Annotated in this window: 18 protein-coding genes; all 18 read right to left on the reverse strand. The window is 40.9% G+C overall.

Annotated elements, in window-relative coordinates:
- Positions 1 to 14: 14 nt before the first annotated feature.
- Positions 15 to 2,330, reverse strand: a complete 2,316-nt coding sequence (locus NXG62_RS07290; protein ID WP_427111808.1) for a BamA/OMP85 family outer membrane protein — start codon at positions 2,328 to 2,330, stop codon at positions 15 to 17.
- 22 nt (positions 2,331 to 2,352) lie between these two features.
- Entirely contained in the window at positions 2,353 to 2,925 is a 573-nt protein-coding gene (locus tag NXG62_RS07295) for a hypothetical protein (RefSeq protein WP_427111809.1), read from the reverse strand.
- A gap of 147 nt (positions 2,926 to 3,072) precedes the next feature.
- Positions 3,073 to 3,711 (reverse strand): sigma-70 family RNA polymerase sigma factor, encoded by a 639-nt coding sequence (locus NXG62_RS07300; protein ID WP_427111810.1) that lies wholly within the window; start codon positions 3,709 to 3,711, stop codon positions 3,073 to 3,075.
- 5 nt (positions 3,712 to 3,716) lie between these two features.
- On the reverse strand, positions 3,717 to 8,066 hold the full coding sequence (locus NXG62_RS07305; protein WP_427111811.1) for a translocation/assembly module TamB domain-containing protein: 4,350 nt from the start codon (positions 8,064 to 8,066) through the stop codon (positions 3,717 to 3,719).
- A gap of 72 nt (positions 8,067 to 8,138) precedes the next feature.
- Entirely contained in the window at positions 8,139 to 9,746 is a 1,608-nt protein-coding gene (locus tag NXG62_RS07310; protein WP_427111812.1) for a TolC family protein, read from the reverse strand.
- Between the two features lie 46 nt (positions 9,747 to 9,792).
- Positions 9,793 to 11,046: an MlaD family protein gene (locus tag NXG62_RS07315; protein ID WP_427111813.1), complete on the reverse strand. Its 1,254-nt coding sequence runs from the start codon at positions 11,044 to 11,046 to the stop codon at positions 9,793 to 9,795.
- On the reverse strand, positions 11,043 to 11,795 hold the full coding sequence (locus tag NXG62_RS07320; protein WP_427111814.1) for an ABC transporter ATP-binding protein: 753 nt from the start codon (positions 11,793 to 11,795) through the stop codon (positions 11,043 to 11,045). The genes NXG62_RS07315 and NXG62_RS07320 overlap by 4 nt, the downstream gene beginning before the upstream one ends.
- A gap of 9 nt (positions 11,796 to 11,804) precedes the next feature.
- Positions 11,805 to 12,569, reverse strand: coding sequence for an MlaE family ABC transporter permease (locus tag NXG62_RS07325; protein ID WP_427111815.1), 765 nt, complete (start codon positions 12,567 to 12,569; stop codon positions 11,805 to 11,807).
- Between the two features lie 284 nt (positions 12,570 to 12,853).
- On the reverse strand, positions 12,854 to 14,836 hold the full coding sequence (locus NXG62_RS07330) for a SpoIVB peptidase S55 domain-containing protein (RefSeq protein WP_427111816.1): 1,983 nt from the start codon (positions 14,834 to 14,836) through the stop codon (positions 12,854 to 12,856).
- An 8-nt stretch (positions 14,837 to 14,844) separates the two neighbouring features.
- On the reverse strand, positions 14,845 to 15,141 hold the full coding sequence (locus tag NXG62_RS07335; RefSeq protein ID WP_322351541.1) for a hypothetical protein: 297 nt from the start codon (positions 15,139 to 15,141) through the stop codon (positions 14,845 to 14,847).
- Positions 15,142 to 15,157: 16 nt separating this feature from the next.
- On the reverse strand, positions 15,158 to 16,243 hold the full coding sequence (locus NXG62_RS07340; RefSeq protein ID WP_427111817.1) for a rod shape-determining protein: 1,086 nt from the start codon (positions 16,241 to 16,243) through the stop codon (positions 15,158 to 15,160).
- Positions 16,221 to 17,483 (reverse strand): UDP-N-acetylglucosamine 1-carboxyvinyltransferase, encoded by a 1,263-nt coding sequence (gene murA, locus NXG62_RS07345; RefSeq protein ID WP_427111818.1) that lies wholly within the window; start codon positions 17,481 to 17,483, stop codon positions 16,221 to 16,223. The genes NXG62_RS07340 and murA overlap by 23 nt, the downstream gene beginning before the upstream one ends.
- Before the next feature lie 408 nt (positions 17,484 to 17,891).
- Complete coding sequence (glpX, locus tag NXG62_RS07350) at positions 17,892 to 18,857, reverse strand: class II fructose-bisphosphatase (RefSeq protein ID WP_427111819.1); 966 nt, start codon at positions 18,855 to 18,857, stop codon at positions 17,892 to 17,894.
- 12 nt (positions 18,858 to 18,869) lie between these two features.
- The gene (gene fsa / locus NXG62_RS07355) at positions 18,870 to 19,514 is read right to left on the reverse strand and encodes a fructose-6-phosphate aldolase (protein WP_427111820.1); all 645 of its coding nucleotides are present in this window, start codon (positions 19,512 to 19,514) and stop codon (positions 18,870 to 18,872) included.
- Positions 19,515 to 19,532: 18 nt separating this feature from the next.
- Positions 19,533 to 20,150 carry a hypothetical protein gene (locus NXG62_RS07360; protein WP_427111821.1) on the reverse strand — a complete coding sequence of 206 codons (618 nt, stop codon included), beginning with the start codon at positions 20,148 to 20,150 and terminating at the stop codon, positions 19,533 to 19,535.
- An 89-nt stretch (positions 20,151 to 20,239) separates the two neighbouring features.
- On the reverse strand, positions 20,240 to 21,517 hold the full coding sequence (serS, locus tag NXG62_RS07365) for a serine--tRNA ligase (protein WP_427111822.1): 1,278 nt from the start codon (positions 21,515 to 21,517) through the stop codon (positions 20,240 to 20,242).
- Positions 21,518 to 21,586: 69 nt separating this feature from the next.
- Positions 21,587 to 22,231, reverse strand: a complete 645-nt coding sequence (locus NXG62_RS07370; protein WP_427111823.1) for a histidine phosphatase family protein — start codon at positions 22,229 to 22,231, stop codon at positions 21,587 to 21,589.
- 14 nt (positions 22,232 to 22,245) lie between these two features.
- Positions 22,246 to 23,841 carry a phosphoglycerate dehydrogenase gene (serA, locus tag NXG62_RS07375; protein ID WP_427111824.1) on the reverse strand — a complete coding sequence of 532 codons (1,596 nt, stop codon included), beginning with the start codon at positions 23,839 to 23,841 and terminating at the stop codon, positions 22,246 to 22,248.
- Positions 23,842 to 23,848: the final 7 nt, after the last annotated feature.

Consider the following 23,848-nt stretch of genomic DNA (forward strand, 5'->3'; position numbering starts at 1 on the left):
ATCTTTAACTTGCATTAGAATTTACCTCCAAAGCTGAAGTGAAATTTACCGCCCTCTTCGCCATACCCGTAATCAAGCCGAATCGGACCGATTGGGGTTGTAATGCGAACTCCTACGCCACCTGAATAATGAAGCTTATTATTATCTTCATACCAAAACATCTGATCTGTCCCGCCCCAAGCATTACCAGCATCCGTAAAAAGAACACCTTGAACTTTTTTAGCCATTGGGAATCGGTATTCAATGGTTGCTTCATAAAAACGACTGCCGCGGAATTCATCATCCTCATATCCGCGCAGCGTATCAGCGCCGCCCAGAGAAAAAAGGTCATCATATGGCATGTCTCCGAAACCAACGCCGCCCATAAGGCGAACCGCAATAACTTGCGCATGTCCTACCTTATAATATGTACGACTTTCAGCTGTAAATTTATAAAAATCAAAATCACCGCCCAATCCATGTCCGGCTATCGAACCGGCAAAGGATAGCCGCTTACCGCGTGTCGGATCATAAACATTATCACGATTATCAAACACATGAGACCAAGTTAAGCTGTTCGTACGACCAAAATTCTTACTTAAATATCCCGAATAATCATTATAATCATAACCGCTTATATATTTAGCATAATCGGTTGTTTTAGATTCCAATGTTATATAATCGCTGACATATTCACTACGAACGCGGCCATATGTAATATTAGCACCTTTCGTTCGTTTATAATATTCTGCAACAGAATTCCCCTTTTGATCATAATCATCATAATCAGCCTCTCGATTAAAAATGCTAAATCCAAGAGAGTCACCATGATCATTAATCCAAGGCCGGGTATAGGAAAAAATATAATTCCATAAAGAATCAGTGGTCCCACCAAATTCCCAGTTAATACTGGCTTTATCGCCTGTGCCACGTAAATTGGTTTCGCTTAAGCCTAAAATACCCACAAGTCCATCAGAATCAGAATACCCTGCACCGATAGTAATAGACCCCGTTTTTTGTTCCGCTACATCGATTTCCATGATGACATCATTTTTATTGCTGCCAGGCAAGAGCCTTACATTAACATCCTCAAAATATCCCGTATTGTAAATGCGTTCGATACTGCGACTAGCCAAATTTTTATTGAAAATTTGACCCTTCTTAATTTTTAGCTCCCGCATAATGACATACGTTTTAGTTTTCGTATTGCCTTTCACAATGATATCCTGTAACCGTCCTTCGGCAATATCAATATGGAGAACCCCTTTATCATCCATGTTGACACTAGTTACATGACTTAAAAAATACCCGTTATTACCAAATTGGGCATTAATGACTGAAACATCTTTACTGACCATAACCGTATTTAATGTCATTCCCGGTTTTATCGTAATCAATTTCAATAATTGATCCGTAGGATATGTTTCATTCCCGGTAATTTCTATTTTAGTAACAACAGGATTAACTTTGACCTGATAATCCAGCATTACTCCCTCTGGAACAGCAGTAAAAGCCGGAGATACTGTCGAAAATAAACCGGTCGCACCAATAACGTTTACGTCGTGGCGGATATAGTCGGCATTCACCGCATCTCCCACGCGCATAGCTAAGTTATGCTGCAGCACAGTCCCCAGCTGCGCCTCCGGCAGTGGAGAAATAGTAACCGCCGTTGCTGTTTTTCCTGCATAAGGTGCTATCTCCTGGTCACTTACTGCATCACCATAAGGCAATCCAGCTTGTTCTGCCTGAGATAACGTAGCAATTGGATATTTAGGAAACGTCGTTGTATCTATAACTGCCGTACTTGCACTAGATACATATCCTACTTTTCTGCCATTATTCTGATCAGCAGACATTTCTGTTCCCATTGCAGGAGCTGCTTCTCCTGTAATGCTCCCATTTCTTGTCTCCGCTCCACTTTGCGATGTTCCCGTATCCGGCTCATAGCCGGTATCGGTTTGATCACTAGAGCTTGTCGGTCTATTGGCATCTGCATTCGCTGCTACCGTCGCTGCCACCGTTTTCGGTGCTGCTGTCGGAGTACTTGCTGCCGCATTTAATTCTTCTGTAGACTCATACCCCGTATATCCTGAATCTACTGCCGTTGTTTCAGCCACTGGTTTTGTTTTATCCGACACAGCCGCTGCAGGCATTTTTTTTATAGCCGTCGTCTTTTCAGAAGAAATATCTGGTATAGTTTCTCCCGAAGCGGGTTCATATCCCGTTTCATCTGCCGCCGCAGCCGCAGGTGCCACCGCAGCGGGTTCCTGTCCGTTAACCCATGCTGGAAAAGTCATCAAAGTACTTGTAATCATCATGACAAGAATTTTCTTGTTTCTGTTGTTATTCATGGAAATCCTCCGTTATCTTTTCTTATTTACCGCGCAAACTGTGCTGTGCATCTTGTACAGCTTTTTGTACCTGTCGATCTGTCATGACCGTAGTACCATGTGACGATTCGGAAGGCTGCTCAACTATCTGTGGAGATTCTTGCATAGTTTCTTTTATGCGAGCATCGCTTTCTTCTGATCCCGTCTCCTGCCTCGTTGTGTTTATCCTTGTATGCGTTACCGCATCTTCCCTACGTTTTACTGTTGAAGTGTCCTCACTATAATTAAGCTTAGGTATTGGCACCCATTGTGAATTAATCCGTTCAGTCTTATTACTGGTAGCTGTTATCGGAGTAGTTGGTTCCGACTGATTATGAGGTGTAAAAATATACCAAAAACCAGCGGCTAATACAAAAGCTGTCAGCATAGCCCCCACTTTGAGAAATTTCTGTCCAATAGCATGCTTCCTACGCAGATTTTTCATTTCCGCTTCTGCCAACATAAGGTTTAACTCCCCCTTAATGCCGGCCTGTCGGTCAAATGATTGTTCTGCTTTTTCAAGCCATGTTTTAGCTGACCTGACATGATCCGCTCTATCTTTATCAGATATTCTCATGCAGAGTACCTCCCTTCTAAGCATACTTATAAACTCCTAAAAGGTTTATCTTTTTCCAACGAGAATATTCAAGCAAATTCACATATTTATCTATCCATTTCTTCGATTATCACGATTTTTATTGATATTTCGCCTATTTTCCTTCCCTTATTTATTTTCATGAATAAAACGGCTTAACATACCTCGTACACGTCGTATTCCTCGTTTCTGCAAACGATATACATAAGTCAAGCTCAAATCCATATCCCGAGCAATAATTTTCTGCTGTTTATCATGTAAATAAACACTTTCCAACACAATCTGTTCCTTCTTAGGAAGGCGACGCAGCATTTGTACCACATAATCAAATAAAAATTTACGACCTGCCTGATCAGCAATATCAATGCACTCATCAGGCAGAACATCTCGCAAAGTCATACCGTTTTCATCCGGCTCATCAATGGAAACAGACTTACTCTTCCCTTCTCGATTCAAATAATCAATAATTTCACCACGTATACGGTGAATCGCATATAAAGGAAATGCAACATTTCGGTCATGTTCATAATGTTCCACCGCTTCGATAAGTCCTAACGTTCCTTCTTGTAATGCATCCTGTAAAAAATTTTCTTTTACATGCCAACGCATAACCTCTTTAAAAACCAAAGGCTGATACTGTTCAATCAATCTGCCCCTGCTTTTTAAATCTCCTTTTTCTTTATAAGCAATCCACAAATTTTTCTCTTCTGCGGGTTCCAATAATGTAATTTTTTGTAATTCTTTCAAATATACATCAAGCAACGTCATTCCTCCTAGTAAAAACTGTATCGATATTGGCCGCCGATGTATGAATCATCACTAGCCCTCCAAGCGTTGATACTCATATGATTACTAACATCATATCGAAGACCGGCACGATTGTCTCTATGGTTTAAGCCAAAAGCTGCGGTAAGCATAAAATCATTGAACAAATATTTTCCCATTTCTATATTATAATAATTTTTATTTTCATTAGAAAGCCTTTCATTCATATTTAAAGATCCGGAGGTAACATTAAGTACATCCAACGAAAATGCACGTTCCAACGTGCTCGTAACACCCAAGCTATCCAACGTCATACGTACACCTGTACCTATTAATCCAGACACATCATCACTTTTCAGTGAACTGCTGTTACGTCCGCCATTACGCAAGGTAATAAGTGACACAATCTGTTGTCTTGTCAGCGGCGGCTGTGAGCGAAGGAGCATATTCATATTATCAGCAGGGCCACGCAAAGTCAGCATAACGTTATATTGCCCTACACGTCCATTTCCTTCTACCATCATATAAGGTATAAAAGAATCTGCCTGTGAAAAATCAGCTTGTCCCTTAGTAATATTGAATTTCGTATCCAGATAACGCACAGATCCCCGCAATGCTTCAAACTGTCCTGATGGTATAGGGTGGGAAACAGTACCATGAAAGGTTGCAGCACCCATTACTATTAAATCATATAATACAGGATTATACAATCTCACATTTTTACCAAAAGATACAGTCATATCCATTTCCAAATCAGGGTTATTCCCTGTATTTATTGCTATAAGTGGTATATTAAGCGTAGCATCAGATATTTCAATATTCCCTTTGAGAAGGGGAAAATCATGCCCTTCTTCTATTGATAGTTGTCCGCTCAAAGGTCCTTTAAAATAATCACAATCTATACCTAATTTATTTAACTCTAAACTTCCTTGATATGACTGTATCTTCCATCCATTCCACCGTACTTCACCGTTCAATGAATAGTAGCCTTTATTTTTTTTCCCTTTCCCATCCATTGTTCCGCTGCTTGTAATGGTTGCTTTTGTACCATCTAATACAATGGCTGCCTCAATATTTTCCAACGGATTTTTGAGATAGCGAAATTGAAGTGTTCCATGGTGGACAGACAAATTTCCTGTTAAATGCGGCTCAGCTAACGTTCCTGTCAATTTTACAGATCCATTAAGTCCTCCATTTCCCTGTGTTACAAGCGGTGTTACAAACGCCAGAATATCTAAACCTGCATTTTCCAACTTAAATGTTACATTCATGGATTCATCAGAATTTTGATTTCCCATCAAGGCACCCACGGGAATAGTACCATACGCACTGGCCTTATACGGATCTCGGGAAATAAATGCCTGATTTATATGAATGATACCATCACGCACATTTATCAGTCCAAAGATATTTGTAAATGAAATTCCATTAATGGTACCTCCATTAAATTGTACCGACATATCAACCTGCGGATGATCACTTGCACCGCTGACATCCGCCGCACAATCAATCCGTGTATCTACATCAATATTATTTTTCCCCAAAATATCTGTCAAAATTTTTGAAGAAAAATTGCGGCTTCCTACCTGTAAATGCACAGGACCATGTAAAGCATAGGTTCCTTGAGCTGCCAGCACGCCGTTATCAACCGCAATAGCCAGTTTATTTACTTCAACAACTCCTTTATCAAGTTGTATATCAATATCTGTAGGTTGTACTGGAAAACCCGCCATACCAGCTTGTGTTATTTTCCCTTTTATTTTACCCTGCGGATCATGTACCGTTCCATCAATAGAAATATTGCCATCTATTTTTCCACTGACATCTTTTACTGGAAGATTTAACAGTTTCAGCCAACTCTCTATATCTCCTGACATCACAGAAGCTCTGGCTTTAATCCAATCTGTCGATGGTTTATAACTAGCATTCGCTTGGTAAAATCCACCATTTTGTTTAAACTGCAAGTCTTGCAATCGTATAATCCCATCATAATAGCCAAAATCACTTTTCAAATCTGTCACCGGAATATTGTTGACAACCAAACGCTGCGATCTAACAACACCTGTTGCCGTCGGATTATCGAACGTTCCTCCAATATATGCAGATATATTGACAATACCCGATTTTTGAGTTTGTATATGCGGCATAATGCGAGAAACATCAAGATCAGGAGATTCGACATGAATCGCTAGTCGATCACCTGCTGTACCATAAAATCTGATATGTGAATCATAAGCAGCAAGATCACCATTAGAAAGAGTAACGATTCCCTTGGAAAGTTTATAATTAGCTGATACACTTTTGTACAAATACCCATAGGCAGACCCCTCCGTCAATTGAAATTCGCCTACAGCAGACGGGTCATCCAACGTGCCCTTCACTTCCACATGATTCTGTACCCACCCGGTAAGAGGCATGTTCACTTCTGCTAAAGAAAGTAATTTTTCCAATCTCATATGCTGGGTATCAAGTGAAATTTCAATTTCTCTCGTACCAAGATCAATCATACCCATGGCTTTTTGATATTCATCCTTATACTGCCACTGTATAAAAGGTATATCAATATGCTGCCCCTTACCAGTAAGAACGCCATTCACATTATCAAAAGGGACATTTTTAATTGAACCGGTCACAGCATGAAAATTCACACTCCAACTAGGTTCCGTCCCATATATACGCCCAATCGCAGAAACATTTCCCGTCAAAGGTGTTGATACATACGCACTAAATAAAGAAAGAGGCATGTTCACAGCATGGAAGCGAATGTCAGATATGCCTTTATCCCAATCATACGTTCCATCAGCTTGTATTGTTCCCCCCTGTACCTCTGCTTTGGCATTCAAAATATGCAACAATCCATCATTATAGGAAAAATCAAGCTGTGCCTGCTGTGCTTCCCATCCATTATAAGAAAGATCATCAGCATCAACATGCCCTTGTCCATATAGGGAACCACTATTTATATTTCCTGCCGCCTCAATTGCTCCGGAAAACGTACCCATGATCGAAGTTGGTACCTGAGGAATATCAGTAAGACATATATTCTTAAATTGAATTTTAGCATTGTAATCGCCGTTTTTCCAAGAGTAAGAACCACTGCCTTGAACAGCCCCTTCTGCAACATCTGCCGAAGCTTGGTTGATAAAGAAAATTTCATTTTCATAAGAAAAATCCACATGACCATGCTGCATTACAATACCTTGTGCGTCAATAGACTGCAGTGCAATCGTGCCAGAGGCATGAAGAGCATCCACGGTTCCCCACAAACGAGCGTGTATACCAACAGAGCCGCTAACTGGCATGCTCATATTCGGAATCACCGCAGCGATATCTACAGATGGAGCCCGTACATCTAACTGAAAAACCGGAGTTTCTGCATTGGTCTTGACGACACCATCAAGATGAACCGCCTGCCCATTTACATTTCCGCTGATGTTTCTTAAAGTGACCTCATTGGTGGTCAAGCCTACATGTCCAGTCAACGAATCTATCTCATACCCATGCACATTCACCATTCCATTCTGAATATCGGCATTACCGGAAATCATCATTCCGCGATGATTTTGCACAATATGAGCACTGATATTTTTAATTATTCCCTGTTCAACTTTTACATCTGCGGTTTCCGGCATAAAAGGTACCACATAAGCCGCTTTTACAGCGTCCCCACGAAGTTTTATATCATACTTGTGCGTCGAAGTATAATGTCCCGAAGCAATTATTGACTCTCCATCAACATGCATTGCTATTTGTCCATAGATATCCGGGTATGAAGAAAAATCCACCATACCCTCACAAGAATCGGCTTGAACAGACATTCCATCACTTGTTGCTGCTTTTATAGTACCATTTTTAGCATAAATAACCGCCCGAAATCCTGAATCGCCCATATTGGCATTTTTCTTAATAAGCGATGCAATATTCCATTGTCCCGGTGTATTTTCCCAAATATGAACTACGGGTGCAACAACGGTAACCGTCTGTACAGAAGGTACTACATTATCACCGGCAGCCGCTAACTTAGCCATCTGCCAAGGATTAACCTGTATTTCCACATTGTTTCCTGTAATAACAGTTCGTCCCTGCGTATCCTTAATTAAGGGATCATACAGAAAAATTTTACCAGTTAACGACACATCCATAGCAGAAAAAGAAAAAGTGCCGTTAATGTGTTCATTTAATGTTGTTGTAATGGTCGTCGATACGTACTGTATCAAAACCGGTTTTTCCCGCCACAAGGAAAAAAGCACCGCCAAAAATGATGCAATGACAGCCAAGGCAATCCATTTCCGTTTCATCCGCCGGCCTCCATCAGATATAAGAAAGAGAGAACTGCTTTCATACAATTCTCTCTCCATTTTACGACATGCTCCTTACTAAAATCAAGGAAAACCGCCATATATGTAATTTTTCTACAATTATATCTTAGTTTATAAATTACCAGCTATATCCGCCGCTGGATGTACTACACCGGATCGAACATCTACCCCCATAACTTGTTCCAATGTTGCAATGCCGACATTATAATCATATAGTGCTTGTATATTATTAGTTTTAGCTTGATTTAAATTCAATTGTGCATCCAAAACATCCAAGTTAATGCCGACACCTGCTTGATACCGTACACGGGCAATTTTAAAGCTTTCTTCTGCCTGATTTACAGACGTCTTCGTAGCTTCGACACGCTGCGCAGCACTGCGAATAGCTAAATACGCTTCTTTTACTTGTAATTGCACTGATTCTCGTGTTTTCTGTTCGGTTTCCAACGCCGCTAAATATTTTTCCTTGGCAATCTTTATCTTTGCATTAGTAGCGCCCCCGTCAAAAAGACTGTACGTAATACCGCCACTAATTGTCCACGCGCCGTTGCCACTGCCGGGAAAATCACTATTGGACCAATCATTGGAAGCTCCCACAGACACCGTAGGTTTATGTCCCGCTTCAGCAATTCCAATATTTTCTCTAGCTTCACGGACAGCCAAGTCAGCTTGGATGACCTCCGGGCGATATTTCATGGCATAATCAATTGCTTCATCCAAAGAAATATCATATGCATCAAAAGGAAGCCGATGATCAGCAACCACAAGCTTAGTTTGCAGCGGTAATCCTAAAATATTATTTAAACTGGCTTCCGCATTGGCCACATTATTTGCCGCCGTGACAGCATTCGTCTTGGCATTTGCCAAGGATACATCCGAACTCAAAACATCCAATTTAGCTACCGTTCCTACATCATACTGCGCAGTAACATTATCAACATGTCCCTGTAAATTTGTCACGGATTCATCATAAACATCTTTTAATTCTTGGTATGCCAATAACCCAAAATATCCTTCTACCGCTGATAATTTCGTCGCCTGTTCCACACGTAAAATATCTTCTTGAGAAGAAACCTTACCCAGCTTAGCTACCGCAATATTACCTTCCACCAGACCACCCGTATATAAGGGAAGACTGACAGCAAGCGTATTTGTAAAACTGTTGCCAATAGAGTCAATATTTCGTGTTATTATGCCGGTAGGAGTAAGATCTAACACTTTTGTATGCGTCTCTGCACGAGCACCAGACCATGTGTAATCAACACTAGGCATCAAACCCGCCCGAGCCTGATCAATAGAGTATTCTGACTGCTTTAAATCATAATGAGCAATCTTGATATCTCGATTATAATTGAGTGCCATAGCAATTGTTTTTGGCAATGTCAGTTCTACTGTTTGATTCGGAGAAACACGGCCTACTGTTATGACCGGTTCTTCTCCATTTTTCTTAGCTTTTGCCAGAGCTGACTGTCTTTCTTCATACATCTTTTGCGCTATTGATTCCCGCAATACCGGTGATACATCATCTCCAGCTGATACAACACTAGCGGATTTGGCTGCTTTAATCTCTGCCTGTTTTTTTGTAGCAGCAATTTGGCTATCTGTAGGCAAAATAACTGGTTCTACACCAGCAGTCGTATCTCTTGCACCGGCACTAACAGCTCCTGCCGCCGTAATCATCATCACAATGAATAACTGTTTATACAATTTCTGGTTCATCTTGGGTACCCCCATCATTTATATCTTAATATTATGACTATGCTTTTTAAAAAGTATAGTTGACACCATAATAATTACCGCCATCACTTCGTTCCATTGGTCGCGTAAATTGGCCAAAAAGATAGATATTCGGTAAAATTTTGTACTGCGCTTTAATGCGATAGCGCCATTCGTTAGGATTATATCCCTCCAGTGATACACGAAACGGACCATTTACTCCAAAATCAATGCCGGCACCTAAATTACCATTAATGATTCCTATCCGTCGTTCAAATAAATTTTCATGATAGCCGTACTGTAAATTCAGTGCTGTACCGTTTCCAATATTTTCCGCTCCGATAAGAGCAAAAGATTTGTCACGGTACACCTTAAAATTTACATTGGCACCGCTTTCACTTTTAGTATCATTATACAACATTCCAGCTTCACCTTGTACTGTAATTTTGCTATTTCCAAGAATGTTATTTACTTTTGTAGAAATCTGCGCCGTATTGTGCAGTGTTGTTTTTAAATCAGCCTGACTCGCTGGGTCATTAGTTATTTTTTCCATTGAAGACGCTACTTTTTCAACTCGTTCTGTAATGTCTTTCACATTGGCAGCTGTTGCTCGGATGTTCTGCGAAGTCGCCCCATCCCCATCTATAGCCTGAGATGATTGCTGAAGTTGTGAGGCCACATCGTTCATAGATGTCGTAATGGCTGCCATATTCGCCGTAATGGCTTGTATATTTCCAGCATTTCCTTGCACGATAGCGTTCATATTCCCCGTCAGTAATTCAGAATTGCGAATAGTTCCACGCATAGCTTCCTGTGTTTTATCATCTCCGATAACGGCATTAACATTCTTCATCATATCATTGACACTAGTCATTAATGTGTTAGCACTCTTCATCATGTCATCCATACTCTGGCCAGCTGTTCCATATATATAATCTCCATCAGTTAATAAATGACTGGAATCTTCTCCCGGAGTAATTTGAATAATTTTTTCACCGAGCAATCCATCTGTTGCTACGATAACCTTGGAATCTTTAGGGATTTCAGTTCCCTTATCTAATTTAATTTTAGCATCTACCCCATATTTAGTAGTTGATATACTTTCCACTTTTCCTACATGAACCCCTACATACCGGACAGCATTGCCGGATTTCAAGCCATTGGCATCCGCAAATACGACATGTATTTCAAAACCGGGCTTACCAAAAATTTCCGCATGGGCAAGGTCAAGAACAACATAGGTAAAAATAATGATGCCAATGACCGTTACTAATCCAACTTTTGCTTCTGCAGTCCATTTCATTTAGCTCGTCCTCCTTCTTCTGGAAGTACCCCACCATGGATAAACAGTTGTACATCCCTATTTTCACACTTACGAAATTCATCTTTAGGAGCAACAACCAAAAATTTTCCATCCTGTAAAAGAGCCAGGCGATCAGCGACATAAAAAGCCGAATCCATATCATGTGTAACCACGATAGATGTTGCTTGCAAATGCTGCTGCATGCCGACAATAAGCTTATTAATATCCATACAGCGAAGTGGATCCAGCCCTGCTGTCGGTTCATCATAGAGAATAAGTGATGGATCTAAAACAATAGCACGTGCCAAACTGACTCTTTTTTTCATGCCGCCGGATAAATCATTCGGCATCATTTGTTCGATATTGTCCAATCCCACTAGATGGAGCTTTTCTTTAACAATAGTTTGAATTTTCACATCATCATATTTGGTATGCTGCCTAAGACCAAATGCTACATTTTCGCCGACAGACATCGAGTCAAAAAGTGCAGAATATTGAAAAACCATACCCATGCACTGCCTAACAGCAATCATTTGCTCCTCGGTATACGCTGTCACATCAACATCATTAATAAAGATATGTCCGCTGGTAGGTTTCTGTAGCCCAATAATAAGTTTTAATATTGTACTTTTGCCAGATCCGCTGGCACCTAGAATAGCTAATGTTTCGCCCTTTCGGACATCTAGGTTGATATGGTCCAGGATAACCCGGCTGCCATACACCACGGTTACATCTTGCAATCTGATCATATGCATCTCCTAGTACAAAATAATGGATAATAAATAATTACAAATAAAAATAAAAATAATAGAGGTTACAACGGATCGGGTCGTAGCCTGTCCTACTCCTTCGGCCCCGCTTTTACAATGCATCCCCTCATAACAGGCGATCAAAGAAATAATGCCGCCGAAGAACATTGCTTTAATCATACCATATACCACATCACTGACTGCCGTAAAAACTTCGATGGAATTAATATATGTATACGTTGTAAGTCCCGCCAAAAAAGTAGATACAACGTAGCCGCCGCCAGTACCGATAATATACCCATATAACGCAAGAACAGGCACCATGATGACACAGGCCACAAACCGCGGAACAACAAGATATGCTACCGGATCGGTTGCCATGCAACGAAGTGCATCAATTTGTTCAGTCACCTTCATCGTCCCTATTTCGGCTGTCATGGCAGCTCCACAACGGCCGGCAACAACAACACCGGTTAAGATAGGGCCTAATTCCCGCCCCATTCCAACAGACATAATTCCGCCTAATGTCGATTGTGCTCCATAACGCAATAATATATCCACAATTTGCAGCGTCATGACCATTCCCGCAAATAGCAGTGTTAAACTAACAATCGGCAATGAATCAACTCCAAGATGTGCCATTTGGACAATAGTAAGCTTTCTATTGATTTTGGGAAGCTGTCGCAATGTCTGCATAAAAAGGATCGCAATAACTCCTACTTGTTCAAATATATGTAAAGTAAAACGACCGATTTTCTCTAATATTTCCTGCACAAACACCCCTCCTCCACCATGTCTTATCAATTTTACTATACCATCATTGGAAGTAGATGTAAAACCTTTCAATACACTATCTCATATACAGAAGAAAACTTTTAAACCATTTTGAGTTTCCATAAAATAGATGATACCATGTATGTAAGTAAATATCAAGCTGGAGCCTGTTCAAAGTTATATTTTACAGACTTTTAAATTATCAATAAAAACTCTAAGTTATAAAAATAGTATTAAAAAATAACGATTATGACAGGTATTTCGCACCATCATAATCGTTATTTTTAATAGCTGCTGAAAATGATACTCCTATCATCCTTGCTGCTATTATCTTTATTATTGTGACTATCTTTTTTATTTTCACTTGACTGTTTCCCTAACAAGTCGTTATTCTGAACAGCTGCCGTATTGTCTGTATTACCCGGATCTTCTCCGATAACAGCTTTCCCTTCATTAAGCTGATGACTTTTAGCCAGTAAAGCATCCCTTTTTTCCTTAGACACGATTTTGATGCCAATCTGTCCGTCACCCGTTACAATATAAGGAGTAGATAACGTAGATTTTTTATCACCATTTGTTTCTTCTACCACTCCTTTCTTTGCTGGTTTTATAATATCTTTTGAAGGTTCTGCCGGCTCCTTGCCCTTTATTTTTTCTTTTTTTATGGTTTGATGTCCATCATTAATCATGCTTATACCTGGGTCTAACGGTTCAATAACCAAGTCATTATTCGCATCATTTGTTTCGATTTCCTTCTTAAGCTGACCAAAATCTTTAAAATGCCGTAGCCGTTCGATAATTTCATCCGTCAAATTATACCGCTGTTTTTCAATCAGATACGGCAGCGGTACAATGCCGCCACCTCGTACTTCAAGCATCATAGTACCAAGCGGCTGATCATCCGGGACGGTATATGTCATGGTTTTCACTTCATCAGCCCCTCGATACGGATGCAGTGTTACCTTAAAATAAATCGTATCTCCCGGACTAGCCACAACAGGTGCCGCTGTCGCTGCAATAATACGAGCCGATTTTTTCGCTTGCGTAATATCAACCGACATATCCACATCAAGAATAGGATAATCAATAAATTCATTATGTTTTAAAATATCCAGCACATTATATAATTCATCAATACTTTTTTCATTCACGTTATCTTCGGAATAATACATATTATGACGTGTAATATCCTTGTCGCGTCCCTTAGAAGAACGAACGGTATATGCAAATTCCACTGTACCTCCGCCGGAACGGTCAATCGTCTTATTCACGACATTATATACACTGGTAGCCGTCAGTACCGGAGTTAACTCATTGTCTTCAATAATTTTCACCCGTTTTAAGCTTTGTGCCCCCGTATCGTCATCATGAACGCGAATAATTACAGGAATCCCTGGAGCAAGTCTACCGTACTCCCCTGCAATCCCCGCACCGCGATCCTGTTCTATTTTTCCGACTTCCGCTCCAACAGAACCCAGTTTAAAAGAACTAGACATACTATTGACAATCGTAAAAATATAAGCATTATGCATAAAATAATTAATGCTGCCTTTTTTTAAAAACGGATGTCCAAACGCAACAATATGATCATTATCAATATAGGTTACCGTACCAATAGCCCCTAATTTTAAATCACCGTTAACTAATGCTGCCGCTACAGAGCTTCCTGGTTCCAAAGGAAATGCCGCGTTGTCAGTTGCAGCTGTTGCTGTATCAACAGGCACAAATTTATATTGCGGTAATTTGTCTTGCATCCATGCCATAGAGGCAGCATCAAATCCGGAAGTCATCAAAGGAGTAGATATCGGTACTAAAGAAGCTTCTCTGGCATTAAATGGCTGTATTTCTTCTTTAGATGGCACATTCCACAACTTTAACATATCACCAATAGGCGTAATCATACCAATTTTTGAATTTGTAAATGACCAGCCATAAGCGATAGCACCCAGCAATTTGCCGTTAATATATACAGGGCTGCCACTCATTCCCTGCGCAATACCCCCAGTTTGATCAATCAGCGGACCCGAAAATTTAGCTAAAATCAAATCACCGGAGGGACCGCTGTTTTTCATAACCCCCAATATCTCTACAGAGAAAGTCTCTATATCGGTACCATGCGTAACCGTCTTAGCATATCCCGTCATTCCAGTCTGAACCTCACTGACGGGCATGAATTCTTCTGCATAAGAAATAATAGAAAAAGAACAACACAAAGTTACCAGTGCCGCTCTTACAGCTAACCGCCGCCAGTTAATTTTTTTCACCATAGTTCTCCTTACTTTGACTCCACAATGACAACGACTTCACCAGGCTGCACTGTACTTCCCGGATGTACCATAACCGCTTTTACTATACCACCTGTAGATGCACGAGTGGCAGGCATCGGTCCCGCTAAAGCCATTACAGTCAAAAGTACATCGCCTTCCTTTACCGCCGCGCCTACAGGCATAACCGATGCGACAGTCCCTCCCAATGTTGCTATATGCTGCACATCTGCTGCTAATGAAGCAGACGTGATAGCTAAGGATCCTATTATTCCCAGTATGACTGCTAGTTTCTTTTTTATCTTCATGACAATTCACTCCCTATCATAAATCATCAAAACTATCTTTTAGATGTTCCATTTCATTAAGAGCCTTGCCTGCTCCAAGTGTTACACATAGTAACGGCTCATCACAAAGATATGCCGCCATTCCTGTTGCTTCTGAAACAAGCCGATCCAGTCCTTCAAGAAGGAAGCCGCCTCCTGTTAAAACAATACCATGATCAGCAATATCTGCCGCCAGTTCCGGTGGTGTCTTTTCTAAAATAGAAACAACCGCACGCAAAATCGGATGAATTGTTTTCTGCAAAGCTGTACATATCTCCTTGGAATCAACATCAACCATGATAGGAAGCCCCGTTTCCGTACTACGGCCTCTGACATCCGCAGTCAAATCACGACCATCAGGTAAAGCAGTGCCAATAAGTATTTTAAGTTCTTCAGCTGTTCGTCGTCCAATAATAATGTGTTTTTGTTTTTCTAAATAACGCATGATTGCTTCATCAAAAGTATTGCTGCCAATTTTCAAAGACTCACTAATAACAATGCCGCTCAAACTAAGCACTGCCACGTCTGTAGTCCCGCCGCCAATGTCAACAACCATAGAACCATTGGATTTAGCAACGTCCAGTCCTGCTCCAATAGCTGCCGCCAGAGGCTCTTCCATAACAACCACTTTTCTGACTCCAGCCTGCAGAACTGCTTCAACAACTGCCCGCCGTTCCACATTTGTAACTCCCGAAGGAACACAAATAATAACACGAGGTTTAAAAATATATGATTTTCCCACCGCTTTGCGGATAAAATATCGCAGCATATACTCTGTTGCATCATAATCAGCAATAACACCGTTATGCAACGGATGGAAAGCACAGATATGTTTTGGCGTTCGCCCTACCATTTCCTGCGCCTTTTTTCCGATAGCCACAACACGATGAACATTCGCATCAACAGCCATAACAGCTGGTTCATTGACAACAATTCCCCGCCCTTTTACATAAACGACCACATTGGCTGTTCCCAAATCAATAGCCAGGTCATTACCAAACCACCGGGAAAGAAAAAAAGAATGGGACCGCTTGGGCTGACGCTCTTTATTTCTTTTGTTTTTATTCTTTGTTGACCCGAACAATATCCGCACCTAGCCTTTGTAATTTTAATACCAAATGATCATATCCACGATCAATATGATGTAAATATCCCACTTCAGTTTCTCCCAAAGCGACAAGACCAGCCAAAACCAATGCAGCTCCTGCCCGTAAATCGGTAGCATTAACCTGACAGCCTTCCAGAGCCCGGACGCCTTCAACAATAGCACTGCGTCCCTCAATCCGTATTTTTGCACCCATACGCTTAAATTCATCTACATGCATAAATCGATTTTCAAATACGGTTTCCGTAATGACACTTGTTCCCTGACAAATGGTTGTAAGTGCCATAAACTGAGCCTGCATATCGGTTGGAAAACCCGGGTAAGGAAGTGTTTTAATATCAGTCGGCCGAAGCGGATATTTGCCAATCACACGAATGCCATCGATGTCTTCTTCCACTATGGCGCCTACTTCTTTCAACTTGGACACAAGGGGTTTTAAATGTTCAGACAGGGCATTCTCCACATATACATTTCCTCCCGTCATTGCCGCCCCAACCATGAAAGTTCCCGCTTCAATACGATCAGGAATAACTGAGTGGACTGCACCATGAAGTTCTTTTACTCCTTCAATACGGATAATATTAGTTCCGGCTCCACGGATATTGGCTCCCATACTGTTCAAATAGGTTGCTAAGTCAACGATTTCTGGTTCCTCAGCTGCATTCTCCAATACCGTGCGGCCTTCAGCCATGGAAGCCGCCATCAAAATATTTTCCGTTGCCCCCACACTAGGGAAATCAAGATAAATCTGTGCTCCTTTTAATCCTTCCGGAACACTGGCCTCAATATAACCATTTTCCAAATTTACTTTTGCTCCCATAGCTTCAAATGCCTTGAGATGCAGATCAATAGGCCTGGCACCTATAGAACATCCACCCGGAAGAGATATTTTCCCTCTTCGTTTACGAGCCAGCAAAGGTCCCATGACCAAAAAAGACGCACGCATACGTCGCACTAGATCATAAGGTGCTGAAAATGAATCAAGATTCGCCGCGTCAATAACCAATGTCCCTTCCTGAGAAGAGTCAACTTTCACACCAAGTGAGGAAATAACCTCACATACTGTATGTACATCATCCAATTGAGGAATTTCCTGTAATGTACTTTCCGTTGTCGCCAACATAGACGCTACAATAATCGGCAGTACGGCATTTTTAGCCCCACTGACCCGCACAGTCCCCTGCAAGGGATTTCCACCATGAATAACCAGTTTCTCCAATTCTGGTGCCTCCTAAATAGATTCAAAATATCTCTTATATAGACAATGATAGACTGCTATGCATATATAGTCATAATCTACCATTTTCATTAATTTTTACTATCAAGTCATTGTACCATAAAAGCGCATAAACGAAAAGGCATCATTTCAAATGTTAAAAATTTTTCTCGTCCTATTTTCTATCCGTAATAAAAAATAAGATGAACCAATGACTCTTGATAAAACATGCCCTCTATCAATTAGGAACAAATAAAAAATATTTTCAAACACTATCTTCCCTCTTTATTTTACATCCACTTTTCCATGTATTATATATTATAATTTTTATTTTTTAAAAAAAACGCCTTCTGTAAGGAATGTATTACAATAATCATATTCCTTACAGAAGGTGTTTTATTGATAGCTTTACTAAATATGAACACTCCATTTTGCTTTATTATCAAAACGATGAATCGTATCAACAAAACGAATGGTCCCGCTCTTATAGCGCATAACAACTGAAGAAGTACGTGCCCCACTGCCAAAGTATTGAATTCCCTTCATCATAGGGGTATTAGTAACAGCCGTCGCTGAAAAAATACAATCATCACCTTTTACCAAATCATCAATCGTAAGGATTTTATTAACATCCGTAATTCCCATAGATTCACAACGTTTTCTTTCTGATTCCGTATACGGAATCAAACGTGCCTGCATGTCACCGCCTAAACATTTCAATGCTGCTGCACCAAGAACCCCCTCTGGAGCTCCACCGATTCCCATAAGAACATGTGCACCAGAGCCTTCAATTCCAACATCCACAGCCGGGGATACATCTCCATCGCTGATAAGCTTAATACGTGCACCCGCTTCCCGGCATTCATGGATAATATCAGCATGGCGTTCCCTGCCGAGAATAACAACGGTTAAATCATCAATACCACGTTGCAGACCCTCAGCAATACGACGTAAATTTTCTTTTACCGGCATATTCAAATCAATACACCCTTTAGCTCGCGGTCCGACACAAAGTTTTTCCATGTACATGTCCGGTGCATGAAGCAGACTTCCTTTACCAGCTATTGCTATCACAGCAATAGCTCCATCCTGTCCCTTGGCAACCAAATTCGTACCTTCCAGCGGATCAACTGCAATATCTACGGGGATTCCGCCGGCTCCGACTTTTTCGCCTATGTAAAGCATCGGGGCTTCATCCAATTCGCCCTCCCCGATAACAACCGTTCCATCTACAGGTACGCTGGATAAAATTGAATGCATACCATCAACCGCCAACTGATCCGCCCCTACTTTATTTCCCATTCCCATGAGACGTCCGCTTTTTACCGCTGCGGCTTCTGTTACTCGCACAAATTCTAATGTTAATACTCTATCCATTGTTGTACCTCCCTATTGATTTGCCTCTGCCCAGTCTTCTTTAAATCTCTTAATGCCTTCATCTGTCAGAGGGTGGTGCAAAGCCTGCATGATAATCTTATATGGAACCGTAGCAATATTCGCACCGGCTTTTGCACATTCCGTGATATGCATCGGCCTTCGGATACTGGCAGCAATAATCTCCGTAACAATACCATGTACAGCAAAAATATCAGCAATTTCCGCAATAAGAGCAATTCCATTCTGTCCTATATCTTCCAGCCGGCCCACAAAGGGGCTTACATAACTGGCGCCTGCTCGCGCTGCCATCAATGCTTGATTCGCTGAAAAAACAAGAGTTACATTCGTTCGAATCCCTACCATATGTAATGCTGCTACTGCCTTAAGTCCTTCTGCCGTCATAGGAATTTTTACAACTACCTGTTCATCAAGTGCCGCCAATACCTTTGCTTCCTTTATCATTTCCTGTGCATCATCAGCTAATACCTCTGCACTGACAGGTCCATTGACAATTGCCGTTATTTCTTTAATCACTTCATGAAAATCACGGCCTTCTTTAGCAACAAGAGACGGATTCGTCGTGACCCCGCAAATAACTCCCATTGCATAAGCTGCCTTGATTTCTTCTACATTTGCCGTATCAATAAAAAATTTCATGGATGTGCCTCCTTTTTATTAACCTGGTAATCCAAACTTCGTAAGAACGATAGCCCTACTTTTTTGCAACGAAAAAATATCTTTACCGCCATGCAAAACAATACGATGGCTGCGGCCGCAATTTTTGCATTGAAGAACAATAGCCCCCGAATCAAAATATGCAATAATATGCTGATTGCTGCAGGAACATGTAATAGTTCCCGCTGCAAGCATATCATTAATGCGATCATACCCTGCCAGCATAATACCAGGATTATCATTAATACCCCATTTAAATAATAAACGGGAATAATTGCGGCGCTGCCTACCGATATATGCAGCTACAACGGCCGAAGTACCACAGTATCCCAATTCCGTATAATAGTTCGTACAATAAATCCGTCTCACTTGATTTAAAGACCTAAGAAAACGGCTGTTTATAAGAGTATAATGTTTTTGATTACAAAAAATACAGGAATGCTTGAGCAACCACAAGTTTTCTTGAATATGACGCACAGAACCAATATACTGTCCACAATCACAGTACACAGATTTCCAGGACGCCTCCACAGGTATAAATTGATTCAATTGAAAAATAGAAATACCTCCGCAGGCAGGACAATATAAAGCGGCAGAAACTTCCGTATGTATAACCATAACGCTCACTCCTCTGCCTAATAGTTCTACATTAGGAACAAAAAATCCTGCCGCCCGTATTCCATTTATACTATGTAAAAATTGCTTTTTTACTTCTGTACTGTAATAATATCACAATGCATGTATGGACGCAAAGCCTCAGGAACGATAACAGTTCCATCTTTCTGCTGATAATTTTCCAATATAGCGGCTACGGTCCGTCCTACAGCAAGACCAGACCCGTTTAAAGTATGTACATATTCCGGCTTAGACGCAGATGTACGGCGAAAACGGATATTAGCCCGACGAGCTTGAAAATCTTCCGTATTGGAACACGAAGAAATTTCCCGATACTTATTCTGTCCAGGAAGCCATACTTCTATATCGTATGTTTTAGCTGCCGAGAAACCAATATCGCCCGTGCATAAAGTAACAACATGGTATGGTAATTTCAGCAACTGCAAAATAGTTTCTGCATTGTTTGTCAGCTTTTCTAATTCATCATAGCTGGTTTCCGGAGTTGTGAATTTGACCATTTCAACCTTATGGAACTGATGCTGACGAATAAGTCCTCGTGTGTCACGACCTGCCGATCCGGCTTCCGCACGGAAACAAGGGGTAAGTGCAGTATAATACAGCGGCAGTTTATCCCCATCGAGAATTTCTCCTCGATAATAGTTAGTAAGCGGCACTTCTGCTGTCGGAATAAGAAAATATTCCATAGATTCTAACCGGAACATATCTTCGTAAAATTTCGGCAATTGACCTGTCCCTATCATGGAATCACGATTAACTATATACGGTGGAATGACCTCTGTATATCCATCTTTTTCCGTATGCCTATCAAGCATAAAATTATATACTGCTCGTTCCAGCCGCGCTCCCTGTCCCATATAATACGTAAACCGGGATCCTGTAACTTTAGATGCTCGTTCCACATCAAGAATACCCAGTGCGGCCCCAATATCCCAATGATTTTTTGGTTCAAAATCAAACGTAGGAATTTCACCCCATTTACGTTGTTCCGGATTATCGTTATCATCATTTCCCAATGGCACGGACCGATGACACATATTAGGTATCATCAGCTGAACAGCCTTCATTTCATCTTCTGCTTCACGAACATTACGGTCAAGTTCCGCTATTTCCGTGCCTACTTTTTTCATTTCTGCAATCTGAACATCTGCATTTTCTTTATTTCTTTTCAACTGACTGATTTCAGCAGTCACTGTATTGCGCTGACTTTTTAATGCTTCCACTTTTTGCAGTAAATTCCGGCGTTGTTCATCTAAACTCAAAAAACGATCTACATCTGCTTTAGCATGACGGTTTATAATATTTTCCTTTACTTCCGCAGCGTGCTCACGTATAAATTTTACATCTAACATAATAAAATACTTCCTTTCTCTTCTAAATAATCATGAGAAATAATCATGAGAAAACATTTTCAAACACAATTATAAGCCTTTTTGTTCAATTCCGCTAAACAAATATCCCATGTGATTAGTAGAATTAAGCAATACCATACGCCATACACCTTCATAACATTCCATAACATTAATACATGTATTGTCCTGTTTAATTTGCCAGAAATGACTCATATCAAGTCCCATTATATCACAAATGATAGCTTTATTGACCGCATCGTGTGCAGCTACAAGTACTGTTTTTCCATCGAAACGGCGCGCATACTCATCAAAGGCAGAGCGAACACGGATACGTACATTTTCTAGACTCTCCCCTCCTGGTCCGGGCATCATAACTAATTCCGGATGAATATGCCATTGGGCAAACTGATGGGGATATTGGGATGCAATATCCTCCGCCAAGCGCCCTTCCCAATCGCCATGATTAATTTCCTTCAGCCGTTCATCTGTTTCCACACTAAGATCATGCAAATCAGCACAAAACCGACAAGTCATATAAGACCGCTGCAACGGACTAGCAACACACAAATCAATAGGTATATTGCGCAACCCCTCAGCCAGCATATGTCCCTGCTGCAGTCCTCGTTCACTGAGTGCTGTATCTTCCTGTCCCTGATAGCGTCCTTCAATATTCCATATTGTTTCACCGTGGCGTACCAATATAATGCGTATCATGTAATTTCCTCCTGCTAATTGGTATGCAAATTGCAATTAATAAAATTCATATCTAAAATACCGTCAATAGCTTTAAGTTTAAGCATAACATCATTCGGAATGTCATCCCGCACAGCAATAGCCATAATATTTGTACCTGTAGTAGTCGTTTTACCAACCTGCATTCCTGTAATATTGATTCCGGCTTGTCCAAGAATGGTGGATATCTGACCAATCATATTAGGCTGATCCACATGAGGTGCCAAAAGCAAATAGCCTTCCGGAGTAAAGTCAACACGATATTCATCGATTTCTACAATTTTAGCTTCTGTCTTGTTGAACAACATCCCTATAATACGGTGCTGTCCTTTATCAGTTACCACTTTTACCGTAACTGCATCAAGAAAGGTATCACTATCTTGAGATTTCACTTCTTTTACAGCAATATGACGTGATTTAGCAACTTCTGGTGCATTAACGAAGTTGACTGTATCCTGCAAAATAGGATTTAAAGCGCCTTTAAGAACCGCCGTTGTCAAAATACCCGTTTCTGTTTCTGCTAACTCACCTGTATATTCTACACTGATTTCCTTCATCGGTCCATCGGCCAAATACACGCCTATAGTCCCCATCTTCTCCATAAGATCAAAATAGGGATGAATCGTCGTGTATATATTGGCCGGAATAGGTGCCATATTAACTGCCGAGGTAACAGGTTCCCCATTCAATGCAGCAATAACACTAGTTGCCACATCAACAGAAACACCAATTTGTGCTTCAATGGTCGATGCTCCCAAATGAGGGGTTATAACAACATTAGCCATGCCTAAGAACGGATTTTTTTCTTTAGTAAGAGGTTCTTCGGGAAACACATCAATTGCTGCTCCTGCAACATGACCACGTTTCAATGCTTCTGCCAAAGCAAAAATATCCAGTACTTTACCACGGGATACATTGATAACACGGACGCCTTCTTTCATCTTGGCTATTTCATCTGCACTGATCATACCGCGTGTTTCTTTGGTAAGCGGAGTATGCATCGTAATATAATCCGAATTTTGCAGCAAGGTATCTAAATCCACTGATTCCATACCCAGTTGCTTAAAGCGTTCTTCCGGAATATACGGATCATATCCGATAACTTGCATTTCCATAGCCTGCATCCGTTTAGCAATTCGAGAACCAATACGCCCGACACCAATAATCCCCATCGTTTTATTTTGTAATTGGATGCCTGTAAAGGAACTACGGTTCCATTCTCCCGACATAAGAGAATTATGAGCCTGTGGGATGTGGCGGGTTATTGCCATAATCATGGCAACAGTATGTTCTGTTGCAGCAATAGTGTTGCTTGTAGGTGCATTGACAACAATAATACCACGTTCTGTAGCCGCCTTCAAATCAATACTATCAACACCTACTCCTGCCCGACCTATAACTTTCAATTTTACTGCCGCATCAATGACGCGCTTCGTTACATGGGTCATGGATCGGGTTACAAGGCCATCATATTTACCAATACATGCTACAAGCGCATCTTCATCTAAGTTAATTTTCACATCTACATCATAATGCTGCCGCAACAGCTCAACTCCTTTTTCAGATACATCATCGCTGACCAAAATTTTCATTATATAG

The organism is Megasphaera sueciensis (genome assembly GCF_050219315.1).
Taxonomy (GTDB): Bacteria; Bacillota; Negativicutes; order Veillonellales; family Megasphaeraceae; genus Megasphaera_A; species Megasphaera_A sueciensis.

Bases quoted from the DNA above. Each gene is read 5' to 3' on its own strand.
- NXG62_RS07290 (WP_427111808.1), bottom strand. From the start codon at position 2,330: ATGAATAACAACAGAAACAAGAAAATTCTTGTCATGATGATTACAAGT.
- NXG62_RS07295 (WP_427111809.1), bottom strand. From the start codon at position 2,925: ATGAGAATATCTGATAAAGATAGAGCGGATCATGTCAGGTCAGCTAAA.
- NXG62_RS07300 (WP_427111810.1), bottom strand. From the start codon at position 3,711: ATGACGTTGCTTGATGTATATTTGAAAGAATTACAAAAAATTACATTA.
- NXG62_RS07305 (WP_427111811.1), bottom strand. From the start codon at position 8,066: ATGGAGAGAGAATTGTATGAAAGCAGTTCTCTCTTTCTTATATCTGAT.
- NXG62_RS07310 (WP_427111812.1), bottom strand. From the start codon at position 9,746: ATGAACCAGAAATTGTATAAACAGTTATTCATTGTGATGATGATTACG.
- NXG62_RS07315 (WP_427111813.1), bottom strand. From the start codon at position 11,046: ATGAAATGGACTGCAGAAGCAAAAGTTGGATTAGTAACGGTCATTGGC.
- NXG62_RS07320 (WP_427111814.1), bottom strand. From the start codon at position 11,795: ATGATCAGATTGCAAGATGTAACCGTGGTGTATGGCAGCCGGGTTATC.
- NXG62_RS07330 (WP_427111816.1), bottom strand. From the start codon at position 14,836: ATGGTGAAAAAAATTAACTGGCGGCGGTTAGCTGTAAGAGCGGCACTG.
- NXG62_RS07335 (WP_322351541.1), bottom strand. From the start codon at position 15,141: ATGAAGATAAAAAAGAAACTAGCAGTCATACTGGGAATAATAGGATCC.
- glpX (WP_427111819.1), bottom strand. From the start codon at position 18,857: ATGGATAGAGTATTAACATTAGAATTTGTGCGAGTAACAGAAGCCGCA.
- fsa (WP_427111820.1), bottom strand. From the start codon at position 19,514: ATGAAATTTTTTATTGATACGGCAAATGTAGAAGAAATCAAGGCAGCT.
- NXG62_RS07360 (WP_427111821.1), bottom strand. From the start codon at position 20,150: ATGGTTATACATACGGAAGTTTCTGCCGCTTTATATTGTCCTGCCTGC.
- serS (WP_427111822.1), bottom strand. From the start codon at position 21,517: ATGTTAGATGTAAAATTTATACGTGAGCACGCTGCGGAAGTAAAGGAA.
- NXG62_RS07370 (WP_427111823.1), bottom strand. From the start codon at position 22,231: ATGATACGCATTATATTGGTACGCCACGGTGAAACAATATGGAATATT.
- serA (WP_427111824.1), bottom strand. From the start codon at position 23,841: ATGAAAATTTTGGTCAGCGATGATGTATCTGAAAAAGGAGTTGAGCTG.